16 protein-coding genes and 3 pseudogenes are annotated in these 19589 nt (G+C 68.9%); 12 read left to right on the top strand and 7 right to left on the bottom strand.

What is annotated here, in order from left to right; all coding sequences use genetic code 11:
- Positions 1 to 46: 46 nt before the first annotated feature.
- Positions 47 to 2359 (bottom strand): molybdopterin-dependent oxidoreductase, encoded by a 2313-nt coding sequence (locus tag D1369_RS41325; protein ID WP_037898553.1) that lies wholly within the window; start codon positions 2357 to 2359, stop codon positions 47 to 49.
- A gap of 446 nt (positions 2360 to 2805) precedes the next feature.
- Between D1369_RS41325 and D1369_RS41320 the strand changes: the two genes are divergently transcribed.
- Entirely contained in the window at positions 2806 to 3114 is a 309-nt protein-coding gene (locus tag D1369_RS41320; protein ID WP_240436140.1) for a hypothetical protein, read from the top strand.
- 339 nt (positions 3115 to 3453) lie between these two features.
- Here D1369_RS41320 and D1369_RS41315 read toward each other — a convergent pair whose 3' ends face one another.
- Positions 3454 to 4239, bottom strand: a complete 786-nt coding sequence (locus D1369_RS41315; RefSeq protein WP_050789845.1) for an AraC family transcriptional regulator — start codon at positions 4237 to 4239, stop codon at positions 3454 to 3456.
- A 139-nt stretch (positions 4240 to 4378) separates the two neighbouring features.
- On the opposite strand from D1369_RS41315, the gene D1369_RS41310 reads away from it, so the two are divergent.
- The 4 genes and pseudogenes from D1369_RS41310 (at position 4379) to D1369_RS41295 (ending at position 7869) form a co-directional block, all read left to right on the top strand.
- On the top strand, positions 4379 to 5257 hold the full coding sequence (locus D1369_RS41310; RefSeq protein ID WP_037898554.1) for an NmrA/HSCARG family protein: 879 nt from the start codon (positions 4379 to 4381) through the stop codon (positions 5255 to 5257).
- Positions 5258 to 5384: 127 nt separating this feature from the next.
- Positions 5385 to 6284: an NADP-dependent oxidoreductase gene (locus D1369_RS41305; RefSeq protein WP_007379296.1), complete on the top strand. Its 900-nt coding sequence runs from the start codon at positions 5385 to 5387 to the stop codon at positions 6282 to 6284.
- Between the two features lie 334 nt (positions 6285 to 6618).
- Positions 6619 to 6750, top strand: a pseudogene (locus D1369_RS41300) (IS110 family transposase); the annotation flags it as partial.
- Positions 6751 to 6897: 147 nt separating this feature from the next.
- A complete protein-coding gene (locus D1369_RS41295; RefSeq protein WP_272920839.1) occupies positions 6898 to 7869 on the top strand; it encodes a gluconate transporter in 972 nt (323 codons plus the stop codon).
- A gap of 150 nt (positions 7870 to 8019) precedes the next feature.
- Here D1369_RS41295 and D1369_RS44335 read toward each other — a convergent pair.
- Positions 8020 to 8312 (bottom strand): annotated as a pseudogene (locus tag D1369_RS44335) (DUF6009 family protein); the annotation flags it as partial.
- 357 nt (positions 8313 to 8669) lie between these two features.
- On the opposite strand from D1369_RS44335, the gene D1369_RS41285 reads away from it, so the two are divergent.
- Complete coding sequence (locus D1369_RS41285; RefSeq protein ID WP_037902803.1) at positions 8670 to 9287, top strand: hypothetical protein; 618 nt, start codon at positions 8670 to 8672, stop codon at positions 9285 to 9287.
- 39 nt (positions 9288 to 9326) lie between these two features.
- Here the strand turns inward: D1369_RS41285 and D1369_RS41280 are convergent, their stop codons facing one another.
- Both D1369_RS41280 and D1369_RS41275 read right to left on the bottom strand, forming a co-directional pair.
- Positions 9327 to 9545, bottom strand: a complete 219-nt coding sequence (locus tag D1369_RS41280) for a hypothetical protein (protein ID WP_037898556.1) — start codon at positions 9543 to 9545, stop codon at positions 9327 to 9329.
- A gap of 340 nt (positions 9546 to 9885) precedes the next feature.
- Entirely contained in the window at positions 9886 to 11181 is a 1296-nt protein-coding gene (locus tag D1369_RS41275; RefSeq protein ID WP_205574510.1) for a pentapeptide repeat-containing protein, read from the bottom strand.
- A 317-nt stretch (positions 11182 to 11498) separates the two neighbouring features.
- Between D1369_RS41275 and D1369_RS41270 the strand changes: the two are divergent.
- Positions 11499 to 12083: pseudogene (locus tag D1369_RS41270) on the top strand (class I SAM-dependent methyltransferase); the annotation flags it as partial.
- A gap of 209 nt (positions 12084 to 12292) precedes the next feature.
- Here the strand turns inward: D1369_RS41270 and D1369_RS41265 are convergent.
- Together D1369_RS41265 and D1369_RS41260 are read right to left on the bottom strand one after the other, a co-directional pair.
- Positions 12293 to 13138: an RNA polymerase sigma factor SigF gene (locus D1369_RS41265; protein WP_007379302.1), complete on the bottom strand. Its 846-nt coding sequence runs from the start codon at positions 13136 to 13138 to the stop codon at positions 12293 to 12295.
- 379 nt (positions 13139 to 13517) lie between these two features.
- A complete protein-coding gene (locus D1369_RS41260) occupies positions 13518 to 13997 on the bottom strand; it encodes an ATP-binding protein (RefSeq protein ID WP_118083075.1) in 480 nt (159 codons plus the stop codon).
- A gap of 198 nt (positions 13998 to 14195) precedes the next feature.
- On the opposite strand from D1369_RS41260, the gene D1369_RS41255 reads away from it, so the two are divergent.
- The 5 genes from D1369_RS41255 (at position 14196) to ligA (ending at position 19516) form a co-directional block, all read left to right on the top strand.
- On the top strand, positions 14196 to 14552 hold the full coding sequence (locus tag D1369_RS41255) for an STAS domain-containing protein (protein WP_050789647.1): 357 nt from the start codon (positions 14196 to 14198) through the stop codon (positions 14550 to 14552).
- A gap of 588 nt (positions 14553 to 15140) precedes the next feature.
- Positions 15141 to 15794, top strand: coding sequence for a dihydrofolate reductase family protein (locus D1369_RS41250; protein WP_007379305.1), 654 nt, complete (start codon positions 15141 to 15143; stop codon positions 15792 to 15794).
- A gap of 496 nt (positions 15795 to 16290) precedes the next feature.
- Positions 16291 to 16800 (top strand): hypothetical protein, encoded by a 510-nt coding sequence (locus D1369_RS41240; protein ID WP_007379307.1) that lies wholly within the window; start codon positions 16291 to 16293, stop codon positions 16798 to 16800.
- Positions 16801 to 17099: 299 nt separating this feature from the next.
- Entirely contained in the window at positions 17100 to 17222 is a 123-nt protein-coding gene (locus tag D1369_RS44665) for a hypothetical protein (protein WP_007379308.1), read from the top strand.
- Positions 17223 to 17431: 209 nt separating this feature from the next.
- Positions 17432 to 19516, top strand: coding sequence for an NAD-dependent DNA ligase LigA (ligA, locus tag D1369_RS41235; protein WP_037898558.1), 2085 nt, complete (start codon positions 17432 to 17434; stop codon positions 19514 to 19516).
- Positions 19517 to 19589 lie beyond the last annotated feature (73 nt).

Raw genomic sequence — 19589 nt, 5'->3', positions numbered from 1 at the left:
CGAGGCTGAGCACGGCAAACCCGCCCGTCGTTGAGGTGGCTTCGTTTTAGTGTTCGAGGTGTGGTGGCGTGAAGGCGCGTACCTCCTCGACCGGTCCGTCGTAGACCTGGACGTCGACGAGAGCACTGTGCGCACTGGGTCCCTGTGACAGACGCGAGCACCCGCGGTCCCCGGTGAGGGTGTTCGGGTTGCCGTGGCGGTCCAGGGTTCCGCTCCGGCCCGGCTGGGCCGGGTCCCACCACGCTCCGGTGGACAGCTGGACAACGCCGGGCATGACGGCGTCCGAGAGGATCGCGCCCGCCAGGCAGCTACCTCGGTCGTTGAAGACGCGCACGATCATGCCGTTCTCGATACCGCGTGATGCCGCATCCTGCGGGTTGATCGTTACGGGCTCGCGGCCCTGGATCTTTGACTTGAGGCTGTGGCCACCGTTGTCGTACTGGCTGTGCAGGCGTGAGGCAGGCTGATTCGAGATCAGGTGCAGGGGGAAGCGGTCCGCCAGGTCGGCGCGAAGCCACTCCACGGGTTCGAACCACGTCGGATGCCCGGTGCAGTCGTCGTAGCCGAACGAGTCGATCTCCTCGGAGAAGATCTCGATCCGGCCCGACGGCGTCGTCAGGGGGAAGCGCTGCGGATCGGAGCGCAGTGCTTCGAAGCTGCCGGGAAACGGCCCGCTGAGTGCCGGCAGTTCGACACCGGAGGCGTGTTGCCAGAAGTCGTCGAAGTCCGGCAGGGCCGCTTCGTCGCCGAGGTTCGCCCGTGTCTGGGCGTAGAGGTGCCGGACCCATTCGATCTCGGATCGCGCCTGCGTGAACTCGCGTTCATAGCCCAGCCGGGCAGCCAAAGCGGCGAAGATCTGGTGGTCGGTGCGTGCCTCGCCGGCCGGCTCGCGGACCTTGGGCATCGCGACGAGGTGAGGGTCGGAGAACCCCGCGGCGAAATCGTCACGCTCCAGGCTGGTCGCGACAGGAAGCACGATGTCGGCGAACTTCGCTGTGGTGTTCCACCAGGCTTCATGGACGACCACCGTCTCCGGGCGCTGCCAGGCTCGGGTGAGGCGGTGCAGGTCCTGGTGGTGGTGGAAGGGGTTTCCTCCGCACCAGTAGATCAGGCGCAGGTCCGGCAGGGTCAGGCGCTGACCGTCGTAGTCGATGGTCGCACCCGGTTCCAGCAGGGTGTCGGCGATCCGGGCGACCGGGATGAAGTCCGCAACAGGGTTCGCCACCCGCGGCATCGACGCCACAGACGGGCGGCCCGGGGCAACACCGGTTGCGTCCATCGTTGCGTAGCCCGCGCCCCAGCCGCAGCCGGGCCGGCCCAGCGAACCCGCCATGGCCGCCAGCACGACTGACATCCAGATCGGCTGCTCACCGTGGTCCGCCCGCTGAATGGCGTAGTTGACCATGATGAGGGAACGTTGCGTGAACAGGCGGCGGGCAAGATCGGGGATCGTGTCGCGGTCGATGCCCGTGATCCTCGCGGCCCAGTCGGCGTCCTTGACGACGCCGTCCACGTCGCCGGTCAGGTAGGAGGCGAAGCGGTCGAACCCCACACAGCAGCGGGTGAGGAAGTCCTCGTCGTACCAGCCGTTGACCAGCATCGTGTGCGCGATGCCGAGCATCAGGGCGGTGTCGGTGTTGGGGATGACCGGCAGCCACTCGGCGTCCAGGAAGTCGGCGGTGTCACTGCGGATCGGGCTGACGTTCACGAACCGCACGCCGGCCTCACGGCACTTCCGCTGCAGGTCCCGGGTCTGGTGCCGGGCCAGCCCGCCAGGGTTGATCTGACTGTTCTTCAGTGCCAACCCCCCGAACGCCACCACGAGCTCACAGCTCTCGGCGATCTCGTCCCACATCGGCATCCGGGACTGATAGCTCCACGGAGCCCCGCCGATCACATGCGGAAGGATGACCTCAAGAGCGGCGGTGCTGTATGTGTTGCGCGAGTCCGTGTAGCCCCCGCCCAGTGCCAGGAACCGCTGGAGCTGACCCTGCGCATTGTGGAACCCGCCCGCACTGGCCCAGCCGTACGAGCCGCCGAACACCGCGTTGTCCCCGTGCTGTGCGCGCACTCGGCGCAGTTCCTCGCTCACCAGCGTGAGCGCGTCGTCCCAGCTGACCTCTACGAAGGCGTCCGCACCTCTGGCCGTTTCATCGACGCGCGGCAAGCCATTGAGCCATCCCTTGCGCACCGCGGGGCGCAGCACACGCGCACTGTCCTCAGCAGCCGTCACCATGCCCGGGCCGATCGGCGACGGCGCGGGGTCGTCACCCCGGGGTTCGATGCGCACCAGCTGACCCGAGTCGACCACGGCCACGAAACTGCCCCAGTGCGTCGCCACCGGCATGCGTCGTTCCACCGTGCATCAACTCCATCCCTGAAGTTACTCCGGCTCTCGGACAACGGCCGCTGCACCACAGGGGTTACGCGACAGTCAGGGTCCGCAGGACACAGGCTCCCCCTGGCGGATGCCGCCCAACCCTGACAGCGCGCACGACTCCGACTGCCACTGCTCAACCGGAGCCCGGAGCGCCTTGTGTCGGCCGCGCCCAGACCGTCGTGCGATCAGGGTCAAGGTCCTGGACCACGTCGTTCCGAGGTAGCCGAGGGACGTTGGGGGCCGGAGCCGGCGCGGAATTCACGTGATGCTCCCGGGGCACCCTGAGAGTCCTCAATTGTGCTGGTCGGAAGAGACCATGAGCCGACGATGACGCCGTCGGCGTGACATCGCCCGACAACCGCAACCCCACACGGTCATCTGAGGCTCTCCCCCTGCACATCCACCCCCTGCTGAAGGAGACCGACGTGAGCCTCGCCTTCGACCACCACACGCCGCACACCTTCGTCGACCCCTACGCCGCCGACCCGGAGGAAAGCACCTGGCCCCCAGCCGCCGGACAGGACACGGACCACCCGCTGCCACCACCCAACCCCGCCGAGCGCCTCAGCATCCCCATCACCCCCCGCGACCAACGCCGCCTGGCCCTGCACGCCGCACTCACCGCCGCCGGCATCCCACCCCGGCCCGAAGACCGCGACGCCATCGACCAGCTCAGCACCCTGCCCCCGAGCACCAACATCACCCTCCAGCGCTGGCTGCAGCACACGGTGTGACACGGGCGGAAGCACGCGGGGCGGTACGCGCTGAACGCGTGCCACACAAGGCATGAGGTCGGGCCTGCACGTCTTCGCACCGCGCCCGTACGCAGCCCACACCGCCGCGACCACCTGCTCGTAGCTGTCGGCCTGCGTGTCGATCGTCAACTGCACGCCCGGCCCACTCCCCCACGCGGAGCCCTGCCGTCCTCCCCCAGCGGAAAGAATGGCAGGGCCCACACGCCGTCGATCGCCGAGCTCTTGGTCATGCCTTGGGACACCCCCCCAGCGTGAGCTCCCGCACCATTGGGCTGCTACCGATGTTCCGCCAGGAACTACGGCTACCCCGCCGACCTCTCACCCATGGGAGCTGCCGGAGGACCGAGCCGACGAGCGATAGCGGCCGGGTGTCTGACCGACCAGCTCGGTGAAGGCGTCGATGAAGCTGCTGGGGTTCGACCAGCCCAGCCGGATCGCCGTGGCGGTGACCGAGGCACCGTCGCTGAGCTCGATCAGCGCCCGTTGGATGCGCAGCAGGGTGCGCCACTGGTGGAAGCTCATCGACAGCTCGCTGCCGAACAGTCGGCTCAGGGTGCGTTCGCTGGCGCCGGCGCGGTGGCCCAGCTCGGCCAGGGTCGCCGGGCTTGCCGGGTCCATGTGGAGCAGGTCGGTGACCGCCTTGAGACGCCGGTCGCTCGGCTCCGGGAGGCGCAGCGGCTCCTGTGCGGCGCGGGCGAGCTCGGCGAGTACGACGTCGATCAGCAGCCGCGCACGGGGGCTCTCCAGCGGCTCGCCCTCGCTCATCAGCGCCAGATAGGCCTCGCGCAGCAACGCGCTCGCCACGAAGACCGACGGCTCGGCCGGCAGCTGTCCGGTCAGCGTCACGGGCAGCGACAGCACCCGGATGTCCGTCTCGCCGTACGCCTTGCTGCTGTGCACCGCGAAGGGCGGCACCCACATGATCCGACTGGCCGGCGTCACCCAGGTGCCCACCTGGGTGGCTGTGACCAGGGCCCCACGCGCGGCGTAGCGGAGCTGGCCGTAGTCGTGGAAGTGCGCGGCCACCTCGGCGCCATGGGCCAGCGGCACCGACAACGGCGCATCGTCGGTGCAGAAGCTCGGCTCGCCGCTGGAGTCGGACACGCCGTCGAGGCTACCCGCCACTGGCGGGTTATCGGAAGAACCTGGCGTGATACCGGTGGTGCGCCTGGCGCCGCAGACCGCACCGTAGAGACATGTCACAAAAGATCAAGGTCGAGGCCGCTGGTGAAGGGTGGCAGCGATGAACACACAGACGACCGGCACGATCGCAGTCTTCGGCGCGACGGGGCGACAGGGCGGGCTCGTGGTCGACGCGCTGCTGGACCACAAGGCCCCGGTGCGGGCCCTGGTCCGCAACCCTCAGTCCGACCGGGCTCAGGCGCTGGCCGCCCGCGGCGTCGAACTGGCGGCCATCCGGACCGACGACCCGGCGTCGTTGGCCGCCGCGCTGACGGCGGTCGAGGGGTTCTCCTTCATGACCCCGGAGGCGAACAGCCTCGAAGAGGTCGAGACGGAGATCCGCATCGGCACCGCGCTCGTCGACGCGGCGGTCGCGGCACGCGTCCCGCACGTCGTGTTCAACTCGGTCATCGGCGCGGACCGGGAGTGGGGTGTGCCGCACCACGACTCGAAGCACTCGATCGAGGAGCACCTGAGGAAGTCCGGCCTCAGGGCCACGATGGTTCGCCCGGCCCCCTTCATGGAGGAGATGGCACCGAGCCTGGAGCACGGAGAGATCGTGCTGAGGCTGCCGCTGCCGGAGGACGTTGCCCTGAAGATGATCTCGCTCAGGGACGTCGGCCGGGTCGCCGCCGCGCTCCTGCTCGACACCGCGGAGGCACCCGGCGGAGCCGTCGAGCTCGTCGGCGACGAGCTCACGGGCCCTCAGATCGCCGCGGCGTTCGGCGCGCGCGCCGGGCTCCCGGCACGTTACGAGGCCCTCCCGTTGAGCGTGCTTCCCAGCGACCTCGACAGGGCGATGTTCCGCCAGTTCGCGAAGGCGGCGGAACACCCGTCGGATCTTGCGGTTGTGCGGGCGATCGAGCCGGCCACCCTGGACCTGGCCGAGTGGATCCGATCCACCGGATGGACCGCGCCCACGAACGTGGTTGGTTCCTGAGCCTCCGGCCGCGATGAGCGCCCCGCGATCGGAACGCCCCGCGATCGTGCCCACGGTCTCGGCGCTCTGGGCACGGCAACGCATCCGCCAACATTCGAAGTCACACCTCGAGGAACGCAGAGAACCCATGCGAGCGATCACCTTCTCCGCCTACGGCGGGCCGGAAGTCCTGCAGCTGTCCGAGGTCCCGGTGCCAGAACCCGGCCCGGGGCAGGTGCGGCTGGCCGTCCAGGCCGCCGGGATCAACCCTCTCGACTGGAAGATCCGCAACGGCTCCAAGCGGCAGAACTTCCAGGTTTCCTTCCCTCACACCCCCGGTTTCGAAGTGGCCGGCGTCGTCGACGCCGCAGGCGAGGGCGCGGAGTTCGCTGTCGGCGACGAGGTGCTCGGCTGGCCCGAGACCGGCGGCTACGCCGAGTACGCGCTGGCGAAGGCGCTCGCGCCCAAGCCCGCAGGCATTTCGTGGGCAGACGCGGCGGCGCTGCCGGTCGCCGGCGAGACCGCGCTTCGCGTCCTCGGACTGCTCGAGGTCCGCGAAGGCGAGACGCTGCTGGTCCACGGCGCCAGCGGCACGGTCGGGCGCTTCGCCGCGCAGGTGGCCGTCGCGCAGGGCGCTACCGTCATCGGCACCGCCGGCAGCCGGAACCTCGACGACCTGAAGTCGCTGGGGGTCGTGCCCGTCCTCTACGGCGACGGCTGGGAGGAGCGGGTTCGCGAGGCCACGCCGGGACCGGTGGACGCCGTGTTCGACGCCGCCGGGCACGGGGTGCTGCCCGGGTCGGTCAAGCTGCGGGGCACGAAGGACCGGATCGTCACCATCGCCGATGAGGCCGCCTACGAGCTGGGGATCCCTTACTCGAGTCCCGAGCAGTCGCCGGAGGTGCTGACCGCGATCGTCGGCTGGGTCACCGACCGCGGGGTCCGGGTCGCGCAAGGCAAGAGCTACCCGCTCGAGGACGCGGCCGCCGCGCAGATCGAGAGCGAGGACGGTCACCCCGGCGGGAAGCTCACGCTCGCCATCAGCTGAACGGGAGCGCGGCTTCGTGCCCGGCGCAGACCGGGCGCGCGCGACAGACCGATCAATCCAGCACGCCGAGTCAGCGGGACGTGTCCGGCCTGACGGTCCGAGCCAGCCGGGTTGGACCGAGCTCAGACGGGCGAACCGAGCGGACGGGCCGAGCCGGGCCTAGCCGGGCCGAGCCGGGCCGAGCCGGCCAAGCGAGCCGCAGCCGCCGTCGAAGTCCGCGCGCAAAACCGCGAAAGCCTCGGCGACAGGCCCGGATCACTTCGCAGGAGGCGAAGCCAGTGGGACCCGCTGGGTGCTCCGGCGCCGCTGGGCCGGGATCTGCACCGTCCCCAGCGCCGAAGGCAAGAAGCACAACGCCGCGCTGATCTGCCTGGCCCGCCGACGCTGCTACGTCCTCTACGCGATGCTGCGCAACGGCACCCACTACCGGCATCCCGAACCAGCTCCCGCCGCAGCTGCGGCTTGACAACCACATAGGGACACCCCCGCCGGCCACGCCCGTGATGCCGAAGCCGGCCACCACCCCGATCGGCACCTGCGCCCACAGCGGCAGCGCGAGCGTCCCCACGGTGCTGAGGTGCGTGGCTAGCAACGCCGCGGCCATGAGCATCATCTGCTCGGCGTACCGGCCATCGCCGCGCTGTCCACCCTGCACGGCATGCTGCCGCCGCACCCGGGGCCGCTCACCGCCATGACCGGCCTCCACGCCGACCTGGGCCTCACCATGGTCGTCGGCTTCGTCTGCGCCGTCCCCACCGTGATCCTTGCCGGCCCCGTCTACGCCCGCTGGATCGCGCCGCGCCTTGCCGAGGTTCGCCCGGACGAGGCTCTCGTCGCGCAGTTCACCGGTGCGTCGCGGTCTGTCCGGGAGAAGTCGCCGGTCAGTGTGACGGTGGGCGCTCCGAACGCGTCATCGGCGGATACGGACGTCACGTCCCGTTCCGGGATACCGACCGGGCTGGCCATCACCGCGGTGCTCGTCCCCGTCGGCCTCATGCTGCTGCGGACCCTCGCCGAAACGGTGCTCGACGAGACGAGCACGGTGGGTTCCGCGCTGACCTTCCTGGGCGAGCCCGTCGTGGCGATGCTCGCCGGGCTGCTCTTCGCCCTCGGTGTGACCGCTCTTGGCACGGACCGTACCGGCGAGGAGGTCCGCGCCTCCCTCACGGACAGCCTGAAGTCCATCGCCACCATTTTGCTCATCATCGGGGGCGGTGGTGCGTTCAAGCAGGTTCTCCAGGACTCCGGCATCGGCGACGCGATCGCCTCCGCCGCCAAGGGGGCGCATCTGAACGTCATCGTACTGGGCTGGCTGATCGCCCTCCTGCTGTCTCTGACCACCGGTTCCGCCACCGGCATCATCGCCCCCATGGTCAGCGGAGGCGGCCTGGAGGCATCACTGCTCGTGGTGGCCATCGGGGCAGGCTCCCTCGGGCTGAACTACGTGAACCACGCCGGCTTCTGGCTGGTCAAGGAATCCTTCGGCATGGATCTCACACAGGCCACGAAGACACAGACCGTGGTGCAAACCCTGGTGAGTGTGCTCGGCCTCGGAATGGCGCTCCTCCTGTCCGTCTTCGCCTGACAGCCACTGAGCGGTGTGCATCGTGAAGGCGCACACCGCTCAGTGAGCTTCTTCGCGCTGGTCCCTGACAGGTGACAGGCGTGGCGCGCAACGCGCGAGGCCCCCGAGTGCGCTGGAGGAAGTTGTGCTCGGCGGGCTCAGGCGTGGCGGCTATAGCGGGAGTTGCATGCCGGGTTCCTGCATGGCGGCGGAGGGTGGGCCGCCTTCGGAACGTTCGGTCTTGTAGCCCTTGACGCGGGGTTGGAGGGTGCGGGGGTCGACGGCTTCGGCGGGGGCGCTGTTGGCGTAGAGGCCATCGGTTTCGCTGTCGCGGTCGTGGGCTGGAGCCAGAAGACGCGGCGTCGGAAGGTGCCCGAGGCGCGGGAGGCTTTGGCGTCGGGGCCGAGGATGGCGTAGCCGACCATGCGTCCGGGCCGGCGGTACGGGGGTCGGCCTTTGCGGGTGGTCCGCATGAACTGCTCCGTGTCCGTGGCCCGTTCGCCGATGTCGGCATCCCAGCCGCTGCGTGGCACGGCCCCGGACGGGTCAGCGTCTGGGCCCCGTAGAGGGCGTTGGCGAGGGTACCGAGCAGGAGTCGGAGTGCCTCGCGGGCAGGTGGGGCTGGGGCTCGCCACGGCCGCGGGGCCGTGCCCCGACCCGCGGTGGTGGTGGATGCCGTCCTCGAACCCGGTGGCAGGACGGTGACAATCGGGACGGATCCGTAGCGGACGTACAGGGCAACCGCCACGGGTGGTGGCGGGTCGTACGGGGGGCAAGGGCACAAGCCCGCGCATTCGACGGGGGAACCAATGGGGGAGACCATGCAGATCCGTACCCGACGCATCCGTACCACCGTGGCCGCGCTGGCGGCCGTGGCCGGTATCACCGCAGCCGCTGTCCCGGCCGCCGCCGCCACGCCGGCCTCCGACACACCCCGGTTCCTGGAGCCGGCCGACCTGCCGCCCCACCCGTCCTCGCCGTGGTACGCCGGAGCCGTCACGGCCGGCCAGCCCGACCCGCTGCCGATGTGCGTGGGCGACGCGCTGCCCTCCACCACCTGGCACCGGGAGTACTGGACGGAGTACGACACGAACGCCCAGCAGCTCACGGTCGAAGGGCGCAGCGAACAGTGGGCGAAGGACTTCGCGGCGCTGCTGCGCAAGGACCTGGCCGGCTGCGCGAAGAAGCTCATGCAGCAGGACCCTGACATCACGGCGACGCAGAAGTACTACGGCCGACTGAACGTCGAGGAGGGCGCCGACGTCTACGGCATCCACACAGCCTCCACCTCGGGATCCTCCGACATCGGCCTCTTCTCGGTCGGCCGCGACGGCGCCACCGTGACGGTCGTCCGCTGGGGTCAGATGGGCACCTTCCAGCACGCCCAGGTGGCCGACTTCAAGGCCACCACCGTCACGGCGGTGAACAAGCTGTACTGAGTGCCGGTTCTCAACCCTGAACAAGCAAGTCAAGGGCCATCAGTCCGAGATGGGAACTTTGCGTAGGCGTTCGGGAACGGTCGCCGTGACCGTTCCCGAACGGAAGCCGGTGGGCTCACGTGACGCGAGCAGGGGCTGCGCGGGGTGCTCGGCGGACGGGCTGCACGGGGCGATCGGATGGGACGCGAGAGCGACGAGCCAGAGCAGCCCGAGCAAGGCGGGAACGACCTGGGCGAGCTTGGCGAGGTGCGTCAACACGGTGGAGTCTTCCTCCCGTTGTCGTGATGTGGGTGCGCCGGGCGCCTCGGCACGGCTCAAGAATCACGACGCGGAAAGCAAGATCGAAAACAGCGTTTTGGCAGGTCGTGGCGCCTTCTAAGGGGGTTGGGGGTGGCTCATAGAACCTCCAGGTCACGGCAGTTGCCCACAACCCGATTCCTTGCGGGGCGCTGGGCCCACAAGGGGGGAAACGCCGATGAGTTGGTCGCCGTGCTCGCTGTTGAGGAGGCGCAGCCACCCCTCTGTGCTGGCAATGCTGGCGCGGTACGCGGCATGGAAGACGACGCAAGTGGCGATGGGCGAACTCAAAACCGTCTCACTAGGGGCCTGCCGTCGCCTTCTTCAGATCTGGGTCCGCGGCGAGACGCTTCGGCAGTCGGGTGTCCTTGTCGAGCCTCGCGAACAGGAGTTGTTGCACCGTGATGTTGACGCTTCTGTCCGGCAAGTCTTTGTAACGGCCCTCCGTGGAGGCGTCTACCAGATCCGCCCCCCGCAGATCGACCTCGGAGACGTCCGCTCCAGTGAAGTCGGCGGCACCCAGCGTCGCACGACGCAGGTCCGCCTTGTTCATCCGTGCGTTGCGCAGGTCCGCACCCGACAGGATCGCGTCCCGCAGATCGGTGAGTCCGAGCTCGGCCTTCTGGAGATCCACCACAGGCATGACGGCCTCGCGCAGATCCGCGAACGACAGTTTGGCGCCGCTCAGGTCCGTACCGTCCAGGTACGCGGCGCGCATGTGCGCGAGCGTGAGCGTCGCCCCGCTCCAGTCCGAGCCGATCACGTCGACATCCCGCAGCTCCGCACCGGTCAAATTCGCTCGGTGCATCACCATGTCGGCAAGCCTCGCGTCACTCAGTCGGGCCTCGGTCAGGTTGGCCTCACTCAGGTCCGCGCCGTCGAGGACCGTGTCGCGCAGGTCGGTGTGGCGGAGATCCGCTCCTGTCAGGTCGGCGTGACTGAGATTGACATGACGCAGATAGGCCCCCCGTAGGTCCACGACAGCCGTACCGTCATGCCGACCGTCCCTGGCGCCCAACACCGACAGGGCCGCCGCGACATCCCGGTGCGGAGACGCCGGGGCGGGTACTTCCTTCGTCGGTTTCGGGGCGTGTGCGCGTATATAGGCGGACAGGACGTCGATCACGGTGGGCTGGTCGCGCGGGGAGTCCTGCATGATGCGCTGGAGAGCGTAGACGCCGCCCAGGCGCACATCCTCGGAGTCGTCGCCGATGTGTTCGACGGCCGCGTTGAACCGGTCGGCTATCTGTCCTTCCCGCGTGATGTGCTGCTCGCTGTCGACCTGCCTGATCGACACCCAGGCGAAGGCGGCAACGGCGAGGGAGGCAGTTGTGGCCAACAGCCCGACAGAGCGCTCCAGACGGGCCCACCAGCTCGCGCCCTCGGCGCCACCGCCGGCCTCGTCAGAGCGGGAACCGCCGCCCGCGGCCGAGCCGGTGAGCCCGCGGTGCCGCTCAGCGGCTCCGGCGCGCTGGCCCGGCCGCCGCGCTCCCAACGGTGCCCGCGCTCGCGTGCCCCGCAGCTGTCGCCTCCGCCCGGCGATGCGCTGGAGTTGCGCGCGACGCGCTCCTGGCCGCGGTGTTCCCCTCGTCGTCATGAACACCAATGTGAACCACCGGCGGGCGGCACACCAACCACCCCTCCCTCCTGTGGCGCGTATCGAGTCGTGATCACTGTGACTGCGTGAGTCCGCCCGAGGCGCCAGCCGGCGCGGGAGAGGGCGAGGTCACATCATGCGCCTGGCCGGGACATGGAACATCGCCGATGCTTCTCGGGGTGCCATCGTTGGGCCGAGGAGGAGCCAGCCGTGGCACACCCTCATCTCTGCTGTGAAGAAAGGGCGTTGACGTTCCTCGGACGGTGGTCAATCAACGCTGTGCATGCTTCAAGCGGAGCTCACCGGGGGCGGGCGGGCTGGAGTTCGCCGTCGGCACCGGGCGGGGCGCACTGCCGCTCGCGGAGCGCGGAGTCCCGGTCAGTGGCGTCGAGCTGTCGGAGCCGATGCTCGATCAGCTCCGCACCAAAGCAGAGGAGGCGGCCATCTCGGTCGTGGTCGGCGACATGGCCACTGTGTGAGTCCCGGGCGAGTTCCAGCTCGTCTACCTCGTCTACCTCGTCTACAAGGGCATCTCGGTCCTGCTCACGCAGGCCGAGCAGGTTGCCTGCATCCGAAATGCCGCACGCCACCTCACGCCGGACGGACGGTTCGTAGTCGAGCTGTGGGTCCCCGAACTTCGCAAGTTGCCGCCAGGCCAGCAGGGGCGTGGTCTTGGGGTCGGCGCCGGGCTATATCGGGCTCGACACCTACGATGTCCTGCACCAGCAGGTCGTCTCGCACCACTTCGGGCCAACGCCGAGGCCGGCCGTGAGGCCAGCCTGTTTCGCAGCCCACACCGATACATCTGGCCGGCTGAACTCGACCTGATGGCCGAGCTGGCCGGAATGACGCTGGAACCCAGGCGCGCCGACTGGACGGAAGAGGAATTCACCGCAGAGTCGGAGCGCGCTCAAGTTGGTTCCTTGACCTTCAGTCCGGCCCGCAGACCAGCGCATCCCGATACGACTGTCCTGGACTGCCACCTGCAGCGACCCCAGGACCTCTTCGCCCAACGCCAGCAGGAGAGGCACGAAAGTCGTCCGTTGCCGCGGACCCGACCACTCATGCAGCGGTGTGGGCAGGCGGCTGGGCACCCGGCCGCGAGTTGCTGTCAATGAGTGGTGAGCATGCCTTCGCGCAGCCGGGCGAGGGTGCGGGAGAGGAGCCGGGAGACGTGCATCTGGGAGACGCCGAGGCGTTCGCCGATCTGAGCCTGGGTGAGTTCTTCCACGAAGCGCATGTGGATGATCTGCCGGTCGCGGTCGTCCAGCGCGGCGATCAGCGGGGCCAGGGCGTGGAAGTCCTCCACGAGCTCGAGCGCTCGGTCCTCGGCCCCGATGAAGTCGGCCAAGGCGCTCTCACCGTCCTCACTGCCGCTGATCGCCGCGTCCAGGGAGGAGGAGTTGTAGCTGTTGGAGGCCAGGCGCGCCTCGCGCACCTCTTCCTCGGACAGGCTCATCAGCTCCGACAGTTCCTTCACCGTCGGCGTGCGCCCCAGACGGCTGCGGAGCTCTTCGGTGGCGCGGGCGAGCTGGACGCGGGCCTCCTGCAGTCGGCGCGGCACGTGCACGGCCCAGGTGGTGTCACGGAAGAACCGCTTGATCTCACCGACGATGTAGGGAATGGCGAAGGAGGTGAACTCCACCTCCCGAGTGAGCTCGAACCGGTCGATGGCTTTGATCAGTCCGATCATGCCGACCTGGACGATGTCCTCCATCTCCTCCGGCCCGCGGCTGCGGAAGCGACCGGCCGCGAAGCGGACCAGGGACATGTTCATCTCAATCAGGGTGTTGCGCGCGTAGCTGTACTCGGGCGTGCCCTCCTCCAGCACCGCCAGCTGGTCGAAGAACAGACGTGTCAGCTGCCGGGCGTCTTTCGGCGCCACCTGGGAAGGGTCGGCGACCTCTGGCAGACCGGTTACGTTCGTGTCCGTCTTCGCCGCAGTCACTGTCGTCATGATGCTTCCCTCCCCTATTCACTGCACGCTGCCGGCCTGACACGGGCCGACAGCAGCGCGGTTACCCCGGCATCTGCAGGTCATGCACACGACGGAGAAGTCGAGGCGCCCGCCTGCACGGCATCTGCCCGGCCTCTACGCAGCCATCAAGCCAACTTGCGCCTGGAGACATGAAGATCGACGCCAGGGACTCCGACTGACGCGTCGAGCGGCTGCCGGCACCGCCAGGTCAGGCGCCCCTCCCATCGTCCGTCTGTGCGACCAGGCAGAAGCACCATCTCGCTGGACGTCCGTACCTGGGCGACGAGTAGGGACGACGCCATGGCGTGTCCACGCCCCGGATCGAGCCCGACCTGCCCATCAGCCTCCCCTTCGGGCCCTATGGCGCAGTGCGGCCGGCGATGCCCCCGCCGGGGTCGTCGGCCAGCGCGATCAGTGCCGTGACGCGTTTGCCGACCGGCTCACGGTGGACCTCATAGCCCTGGCTGACGGCGAGGGTGATCTCCATACCGTGCCGCCCGACCCGCTGCGGATCGGTGGCTGCGACGTCCGGCAGCACCGGATCGCTGTCCCATACCGACACCCGCACCGCGCCCTGGCTGATCTGCAGGTCGAGCATGACCGGTCCCGGCGCGTACTTCACCGAGTTGGTGACCAGTTCACTGACCACCAACTCCGTCATCCCCATCGCCCGTTCGGACACCGGCAGCCCGTGCACGGCCTGCACCCTGGTGAGGAAGCCGGTGGCCAGATGCCGTGCGGCGCCGATACAAGAGGCATCGCCGTCAAAGGCGGCCGACGCCGACAGCACATCACGGCCCTTGGCCGTTTGTCCCTCATCCCCCGCGGCCTGCCTCATGCACCCGCCCGTCTCACATGATCAGCATACGAATTCATGCCGTGCCCTCCCATTGCACCACAGCCCCTGACATCTGCCCCGCCCGAGCCTGTTCAGGCCGCTCTGGCAGGGGGGACGGTTGACATCGCGCGGCGGCATGCGTTTGCGTGGTGGTGGCCTCGTAGCGGCGAGTCCCGCCTACGACGGACAGGAGACGGTATGCGCCAAGCCCACTTGGCCGTGACCGAGCACACCACCGCTGACGGCGTGCACGTCCTGGCCCTTGCCGGCGAGATCGACCACACCACAGCCGACACCTTCCGCCAGGCCCTCACCGCAGACGACAAATTCCCCCGGCACGCGGTCGTCGACTTCCGCGACGTCATCTTCATGGACTCCAGCGGCATCAACGTCCTTGTCGCGGCGAACAACGCCGCCCATGCCAAGGGCGGCTCTCTGCGCCTGGCCCACACTCCGGCGCGCGTGCTGGACCTCCTGCACGTCGTCGGCCTGGCCGACATCATCCCCCTGTACCCCACCCTGAACGATGCCCTCGCGGCACAGAACGCCGCCTGACCCCAGCCGACCGCACATCGGCGGCCGAGCGCAGCAGCCCCGCCCTGCGCGCAACAGCGAGGCCTCGCCGATCCCCGGCAGCGTCCGCGCCGCGGTGTCCGGAAGGAGGAAGGCCAGGTCGACCTCCGATCCGCCGATCGAGCCTGTTCTTACGTCCTGGCGGCTCCAGTGCCGCGCCTGCGCGCTGCACATCGGCCGACCTCGGCGGCCTCTGCAGCCGACAGAGCGTCGTGCGCGCCGCGCAGGGGCACAGGGGCACAGGGGCACAGGGGCACAGGGGCAAGCGTGGGCGCGGAGTGGCGCTTCGCAGGGACGCGGGGCACGGCCGGCGGCCGGGCGGCGCTGACCAGGGTGTCCACGTCAGTCTGGTCGGTCTCGGGGACCGTCCCCAGGGCCTCCATACGGTGCTGGAGCTCCCGGTAGACGGTGAGCCGCTGGGCGAGGTCGGGCGCGCCGAAGGCTTGACCAGGTTTGCCGAATTGCTCGGCTGCAGGGGCACGGCTGCTCTCGTTACGCCACAGCCCGGCCGATGAGTTTGTGGCTTCGGGCCGGTCCAAACTCGTGACACCGCAGGAAAGGACACCAGCCATGTCGGAACTTCTCGTCGACTTCATCACCTCCCTCGACGGCTACGCATCGGGTGAGGGATGGCCCGGGTTCTGGGGCCTCGAGGGTCCGGAGTACCTCGCATGGCTCGGCGAGCAGCCCGAGGCCACCTACCTGATGGGAGCGAACACCTACCGTCTGATGTCGGGCTTTGCTGCAGGCGAGGTACCGAAGGGTCAAAACGAGTTCAGGCCCGAAGAAGAGGCGTCCGTGGACGAGCTCACCCAGGCGTCCAAGGTGGTGTTCTCCTCCGCCCTTGAGGAGCCACTGACGTGGGCCAATTCCACGCTCGTCCGCGACGACGCCGTCGAGACGGTCCGCGGCATGAAGTCGAATGGCTCGGGGCTCCTCAGCACGATCGGCAGCCTGAGCCTGTGCCGGTCCCTGCTGCGAGCCGGACTCGTCGACCGCTTCCGGGTCGTGATGTTCCCGGTGATCACCGGGGCCACGGGCGAAGAACGCATCTACGACGGCTATCCCGATGTTGCCCTTGTCTCTTGCCTGACCCGGCCGGGGTCTGTGCCGAGCCACCCGGCCGCAGGTCGCTCCGCACGTGCACGACAGACAGATGTCCCCGGGGGTACGGCCCGTCAACGTCGATGCGGACGGTATTGCACTGTCCGGCTTGATAAGTGAAATCGCGGACGGTTCTGCGCACGCGGTGATCGTTGCGCTGCATGGCGGGGGAATGAACGCCGGGTACTTCGATGGCCAGGCGCACCCGGATGTGTCTGTGCTGGTATTAGGCGCGCGGTTGGGTTATTCGGTGCTGGCGCTGGACCGTGCGGGCCGCGGTGGCTGCCTTCGCTGCCCGCCACGCACCCGATGCCAGCACGTTGCTGCTGGGTCATTCCTTCGGGGCCAAGGTCGCCCTGGACGCTGCGATGCCGCAGAAGCCCAAGGATGTGCGCGCTGTCCTGGAAGGGTGGGACCGCGACGTGTGCTGGCGGCTGCGCCTCACACAGCCACAGATCACCCGGGTCTGCGCTGACCGCGGCTATGCCGGCGACCGTCGAGGTCGGCGATCGCACTTCAGTACATGAGAATCATTCGCCAAAGCGTGCAACCGTATGACCCTCACATATGTCTCATACTGTGACAACCAGTCCCCGACGTCTCATAAGGGGGCGTCATGTACACCCACCATCCCCTCATCGCCATCACCGCGAGCGCACTCCTGTTGGCCGGCACCGCCGCGTCGGCATCTGCCGCCGCCACGTCCCCGGCACCGTCCACGAGTCTCGTGGTCAACGCCAGGATCGCCGGCCACTGCTCCTTCGACCGGGTCGTCATCGATGTGAAGGGCAAACTGCCGCCGACCACTGTCACGCGTGTCAAGGAACTCCGCTACGACAGCTCGGGGAAGAAGGTCCCGCTGGCCGGGAAGCACTTCCTGGAGATCAAGCTCTCCCCAGCTGCAGCCCACAACAACGCGGGCAGGACCGTCTACAAAGGCCCGCGCCTGATCAAGCTGAATCTGCCGAAACTCAAGGGCTTCGCACTGACCGGCGACTTCGAGGGCGTCGTCACCTTCGGGGCCGCGTTCAACAGCAAGCCCTCCTACACGACGAAGCAGCTGCACCGCCCCGAGCGCTTCGTCCTCGACATCGCCCACCACAACACCTGCCATTCCTCGCACTGAGGTGCATTGACGGATGCTCGGGTCGCGCACCGCCTCACACGGTGGGCGGCACCGGGTGTATCTCGTGTAGCTCACCGGCAAGCCAGAGTTCCTCGATCGCATCCCAGTTGCCCCAGGTGCCGTCGATACGCAGAGGCGCGGCGTCAGCGGTGCCTGGGTGAAGTGCAGGGTGCCGGAGGTGGCGATGGCCGGGAGGGCGAGGCTGCCGGTGGACCCATCGTCACCGCGACCCCATCCCCGTCACATCAAGCGCGGCCAGTACGAGATCAGCGGCCGTCCTGCACCACAGCGACACCCTCATGGCCCTCACCCTGACCACCCTCACCGTCGCCTACGACGCCGTCATCACCAGCTGCCGCACCTGGCAAAAGGCCACGGCCCCCGCGCAGCGCAGCGCCGCCCAGGCCCGCCAGGCCGCCTGACCGCTCGAGCCGGCAGACACACTCCGCCCGGCGCTCCCCTCCAGTGCTCCGACCTGGTCGGAGCACTTTCCGCCTCAGTCACCGGCCCCCGTGATCCGACCATCGGCCTGCCGCGCAGATCCTCACCGCGGTGACAGCGCCGCAGTTCGTCAGGCGTGTCCCATGTGCAGGCCGGGGCGTTGTCAGTGGTGGCGTGCAGGATGACGGGCATGACGACTCCCGCTGCAGAGATCATGGATGGTGCCGCCTACGCGCAGGCGGTCGAGGACGCGGTGAAAGCGTCGGCGGCCTACTACGAGGGCGGCACGTCGGCGCTGGACGATGATGCTTACGACCGACTGGTACGCGGCATCGCCGCGTGGGAGACGGACCATCCCGATCAGGTGCTGCCCAATTCGCCGACCGGGAAAGTCGCCGGCGGGGCGGTGGTGGGCGACGTGCCGCACACGGTGGCGATGCTGAGTCTGGACAACGTGTTCTCACCTGAGGACTTCACGGCCTGGACGGTCTCGCTGGCCAGACGGATCGGCCACGAGGTGAGACGCTTCAGCGTCGAGCCGAAGCTTGACGGTCTCGCGATCGCCGCCCGCTACACCCAGGGACGCCTGGCCCGGCTGATCACCCGCGGCGACGGGATCGCCGGGGAGGACGTCTCGCACGCGATCGGCACCCTTGAGGGCCTGCCCGAGAAGCTGGACCAGCCGGTAACCGTGGAGGTGCGCGGCGAAGTCCTCATGACGACGGCCCAATTCGAGCACGCCAACGAGGTGCGCACCGCGCACGGCGGGCAGCCGTTCGCCAACGCGCGCGGTGCTTCCGCAGGCACCCTGCGCGCCAAGGACCGTGCCTACACGGTGCCGATGACGTTCTTCGGCTACAGCCTGTTGTCCCTGCCCGACGCCGACTCCGCGCTCACAGAGCGGCTGAACGGGCTCGCCCACAGCGACCTCATGGATCTGACCGCGCAGATGGGAGTGAACACCACCGCCACCACGGCGGCCCCCGGGATCATCGCCACCACCGTGGAGGAGGTTCTGGACCGCGTGCGGGAGATCGCCGCCCTGCGCGCCGAGCTGCCGTTCGGCATCGACGGCATAGTCATCAAGGCCGACCTCGCCGCCGACCAGCAGGCCGCAGGATCCGGGTCGCGTGCACCTCGCTGGGCGATCGCCTACAAGCTTCCGGCTGTAGAGAAGATCACCCGCCTGCTCGATGTGGAGTGGAACGTGGGCCGCACCGGCATCGTCGCCCCCCGCGGAGTTCTGGAGCCTGTGGAGATCGACGGTGCCACCATCACCTACGCCACCCTGCACAACCCGGCCGACATCGCCCGCCGCGGTCTGCGCCTGGGCGACCATGTCATGGTGCACCGCGCCGGCGACGTCATCCCCCGCATCGAGGCTCCGGTTGCCCACCTGCGCACCGGGGACGAGCAACCCATCGCCTTCCCCGAGGTGTGCCCGCGCTGCGGCTCCGCCATCGACACCAGCCAGGAACGCTGGCGGTGCGAGCAGGGCCGCAACTGCCACCTGGTCGCCTCCCTGTCCTACGCCGCCGGCCGCGACCAGCTCGACATCGAAGGTCTGGGCGTCACCCGCATCGTGCAGCTCGTCGAGGCCGGCCTGGTCACCGACCTTGCCGACCTGTTCACTCTCACCCGCGACCAGCTCCTGGCACTGGAGCGGATGGGTGCCACCAGCACCGACAACCTCCTCACCGCAATCGCCGCGGCCAAGGGCCAGCCACTGTCGCGGGTGCTGTGTGCTCTCGGGGTCCGCGGCACCGGACGCTCCATGTCCCGCCGTATCGCCCGCCATTTCGCCACCATGGACACCATCCGCGCCGCAGACGCGGACGCGATGCAGCAGGTCGAGGGCATCGGCACCGAAAAAGCACCCTCGATCGTTGCTGAACTCGCCGAACTCGCCCCGCTCATCGACAAGCTCATCGCGGCCGGGGTGAACATGACCGAGCCCGGGGTGACCCCGCCGCCCGCGGCCGGCGACACCGACGCCGCTGCCGGCGGCACAAAGGCGGCGGGCGGCCCGCTGGCCGGGATGACGGTGGTGGTCACCGGCGCGATGACCGGCGCGCTGGAGAAACTCAGCCGCAACCAGATGAACGAACTCATCGAACGCGCCGGCGGCCGCTCCTCCTCCAACGTCTCCAAGAAGACCACCCTGGTCGTCGCCGGGGAAGGCGCAGGATCCAAGCGGGCCAAGGCCGAAGACCTCGGCATCCGCCTGGCCACCCCGGACGAATTCGCCGCCCTGGTCGCCGACTTCACCAGCTGACCACGGCGGCTGGTGCGCCCCACCTTGTTGCCCGACGTTGAAAATGCAGACGAGGGCGGCGTTCACGATGCCG

This window comes from Streptomyces sp. CC0208 (genome assembly GCF_003443735.1).
Taxonomy (GTDB): domain Bacteria; phylum Actinomycetota; class Actinomycetes; order Streptomycetales; family Streptomycetaceae; genus Streptomyces; species Streptomyces sviceus.
This window is presented reverse-complemented; position numbering and strand designations above follow the sequence as displayed.

What these genes read in the sequence shown, in the direction of transcription:
- D1369_RS41310 (WP_037898554.1), top strand. Translation starts at nt 4,379, where the DNA reads ATGAACACACAGACGACCGGCACGATCGCAGTCTTCGGCGCGACGGGG.
- D1369_RS41305 (WP_007379296.1), top strand. Translation starts at nt 5,385, where the DNA reads ATGCGAGCGATCACCTTCTCCGCCTACGGCGGGCCGGAAGTCCTGCAG.
- D1369_RS41285 (WP_037902803.1), top strand. Translation starts at nt 8,670, where the DNA reads ATGCAGATCCGTACCCGACGCATCCGTACCACCGTGGCCGCGCTGGCG.
- D1369_RS41275 (WP_205574510.1), bottom strand. Translation starts at nt 11,181, where the DNA reads ATGACGACGAGGGGAACACCGCGGCCAGGAGCGCGTCGCGCGCAACTC.
- D1369_RS41265 (WP_007379302.1), bottom strand. Translation starts at nt 13,138, where the DNA reads ATGACGACAGTGACTGCGGCGAAGACGGACACGAACGTAACCGGTCTG.
- D1369_RS41260 (WP_118083075.1), bottom strand. Translation starts at nt 13,997, where the DNA reads ATGAGGCAGGCCGCGGGGGATGAGGGACAAACGGCCAAGGGCCGTGAT.
- D1369_RS41255 (WP_050789647.1), top strand. Translation starts at nt 14,196, where the DNA reads ATGCGCCAAGCCCACTTGGCCGTGACCGAGCACACCACCGCTGACGGC.
- D1369_RS41250 (WP_007379305.1), top strand. Translation starts at nt 15,141, where the DNA reads ATGTCGGAACTTCTCGTCGACTTCATCACCTCCCTCGACGGCTACGCA.
- D1369_RS41240 (WP_007379307.1), top strand. Translation starts at nt 16,291, where the DNA reads ATGTACACCCACCATCCCCTCATCGCCATCACCGCGAGCGCACTCCTG.
- D1369_RS44665 (WP_007379308.1), top strand. Translation starts at nt 17,100, where the DNA reads ATGGCCCTCACCCTGACCACCCTCACCGTCGCCTACGACGCCGTCATC.
- ligA (WP_037898558.1), top strand. Translation starts at nt 17,432, where the DNA reads ATGACGACTCCCGCTGCAGAGATCATGGATGGTGCCGCCTACGCGCAG.